The 2,535-nt window shown below is 68.4% G+C and carries 3 protein-coding genes and 1 pseudogene; 1 reads left to right on the plus strand and 3 read right to left on the minus strand.

Translation table 11 applies throughout. The features are described 5' to 3' along the window. Positions 1–30: 30 nt before the first annotated feature. A complete protein-coding gene (locus VF542_RS15340; RefSeq protein WP_408652570.1) occupies positions 31–507 on the minus strand; it encodes a DUF5709 domain-containing protein in 477 nt (158 codons plus the stop codon). Positions 508–519: 12 nt separating this feature from the next. Continuing rightward, entirely contained in the window at positions 520–984 is a 465-nt protein-coding gene (locus tag VF542_RS15345) for an SRPBCC family protein (protein WP_408652571.1), read from the minus strand. Between the two features lie 117 nt (positions 985–1,101). Here VF542_RS15345 and VF542_RS15350 point away from each other — a divergent pair, with 117 nt between their 5' ends. Further along, a complete protein-coding gene (locus tag VF542_RS15350; protein ID WP_408652572.1) occupies positions 1,102–2,400 on the plus strand; it encodes a citrate synthase in 1,299 nt (432 codons plus the stop codon). Here VF542_RS15350 and VF542_RS15355 read toward each other — a convergent pair. Next, a pseudogene (locus VF542_RS15355) lies at positions 2,397–2,535 on the minus strand (IS481 family transposase); the annotation flags it as partial. The gene VF542_RS15350 and the pseudogene VF542_RS15355 overlap by 4 nt on opposite strands.

The raw sequence follows: 2,535 nt of genomic DNA on the forward strand, positions 1-2,535 counted from the left end.
TGGGGGGGCCCGCGTCGATGTCGGCACGCCTCAGCGGAACTCGTCCACCGGATCGCTGCTCAGGTCGTCCTCGTTGGTGAGCTGCTGGTTGAGTTCGTCCTCGTCGACGATGTGCATGGCGGCCTCCTCGGCGGTGGCCGCGCTGCCCGCCTTGCCTGCGTCGAAGGCCACCGGGGCGGCCTCCAGGTCCTCGTGGGCGCCCTCGTCCGGCGCGATCAGCCGGCCGGCGCGCGGAGCCGCCTCGTCGGTGACGTCGTCGGGAGTGATGTCGGGCACCTCCTGGGCAAGCCGCTGATCCAGGCTCTCGCCCTCGGCCTGCTCCGCGGCGGTGTTGCCGAACCGGGTGGCGACCGGGCTGTTGTCGGGCGGTGAGTAGCTGGTGTCCAGCGGCTCGTCGAGTTCGGCGCCCTCACCGGTCAGGGTCTCGGCCTGGTCCAGGTACTCCGCGTCGTCGTCGCCGCCGACGTAGACCTCATCGCCGAAGGCGGTGTCATCGGTTTCGCTCATGCCTTCACTACATCACTCCGGCGACGTTAGTGCGAGTTCGGCTGCCATCTTGCGCAGCACCCGGCCGAAGAACGCCGATCCGACCGCGGCGATCACCGGGTCGGCGATCCGGGGCGTCCACCGGGCTCGCACCTCCTCGACCCACTCGACCCGGGTCCCGCCGGGGCTGGGCCGCACCTCGATCTCGGCCCAGCCGGTCAGCCACGGCCCGAGCTTGCGAACCCGGCACCGGCCCGCAACGCCGTCGGTCGCCGGCCGCCACTCGGTGACCTCCATCGGGTCGTCGAACCCGAGTGGGCCCAGCCGGGTACGGCCGGTGAACCGGGCGCCGAGCCCGGTGACGCCCTCCGAGCCGGAACGGTCGATGGTCACGGTGGTCAGCGGAATCCAGCGGCTCTGGGCCGGCCAGTCGGTCACCAGCGCCCAGACTCTGGCGGCTGGGGCGTTGATCACCAGTTCGGTACGGATTCGGGCCATGCACTCGATCCTATGGTTGGCGCTCCGCCCGGTACGCCAAGGCCGATCCGGCTCGGGTTCAGGCTCCGGTGGCGCGCGAAGTAGGGTTTGAAGGACAACAGGACAAGGGAGTCTGAGATGACTGAGACCGCCACGACCGACGAGGTCGCGGTACTGCGCACCGGCAGCGGCGAGGATCTGCAGCTGCCGGTCGTGCCTTCCAGCGAGGGCTCGGCCGGGGTGGACGTGAGCAAGCTGCTCGCGCGCACCGGTCTGGTCACCTACGACCCCGGCTTCGCGAACACGGCGTCGTGCGCGTCCCAGATCACCTACATCGACGGTGACGCCGGCATCCTTCGCTACCGCGGTTACCCGATCGAGGACCTGGCCGAGAAGTCCAACTTCGCCGAGGTCAGCTACCTGCTGATCTACGGCCACCTGCCCTCAGCCGACGAACTCGCCGCCTTCACCTCCCGGCTCAACCGGCACACCCTGCTGCACGAGGACCTCAAGCGATTCTTCGACGGCTTCCCCCGGGACGCGCACCCGATGCCGGTGCTCTCCTCGGCGGTGTCGGCGCTGTCGACCTTCTACCAGGACTCGCTGGACCCGTTCAACGCCGAGCAGGTGGACCTGTCCACCATCCGGCTGCTGGCCAAGCTGCCGACGATCGCCGCCTACGCCTACAAGAAGTCGGTCGGGCAGCCGTTCCTCTACCCGGACAACTCCCTCGGCCTGGTCGAGAACTTCCTGCGGATGACGTTCGGTTTCCCGGCCGAGCCCTACCATGCCGACCCGGCCGTGGTCCGCGCCCTGGACCTGCTGTTCGTCCTGCACGCCGACCACGAGCAGAACTGCTCCACCTCGACCGTGCGGCTGGTCGGCTCGTCGCACGCGAACCTGTTCGCCTCGATCTCGGCCGGCATCAACGCGCTGTTCGGGCCGCTGCACGGTGGCGCCAACAGCGCCGTGCTGGACATGCTGCAGTCGATCCGCAACGACGACGGCGACGTGAAACGGTTCGTCGAGCGGGTGAAGAACAAGGAAGACGGCGTGAAGCTGATGGGCTTCGGGCACCGGGTCTACAAGAACTACGACCCGCGCGCGGCGATCATCAAGAAGACCGCCGACGAGGTGCTGTCGGCGCTCGGCAAGCGCGATGACCTGCTCGACATCGCGATGGAGCTGGAGGGCTATGCCCTGGCCGATGACTACTTCGTCAGCCGCAAGCTCTATCCGAACGTCGACTTCTACACCGGCCTGCTGTACCGGGCGATGGGCTTTCCGACCAAGATGTTCACGGTGCTGTTCGCGATCGGCCGGCTGCCCGGCTGGATCGCGCAGTGGCACGAGATGATCAAGGACCCGGAGACCAAGATCGGCCGGCCGCGCCAGCTCTACACCGGCCCCACCAGCCGGCCGTACCCGAGCGCCTAGCTGTACTGCTCGGAGACGTTGGTGCAGCGGCTGATGGGTGGGCCGCCGATTGCGGTGTGTCGGCGGTGATGGTTGTAGTGGTGGAGCCAGGGTGTCAAGGCTGTTCGGCGGGTTCGTTCTGAGGTGTAGAGGCGC

It is taken from the genome of Jatrophihabitans sp. (assembly GCF_036389215.1).
GTDB lineage: Bacteria > Actinomycetota > Actinomycetes > Mycobacteriales > Jatrophihabitantaceae > Jatrophihabitans_A.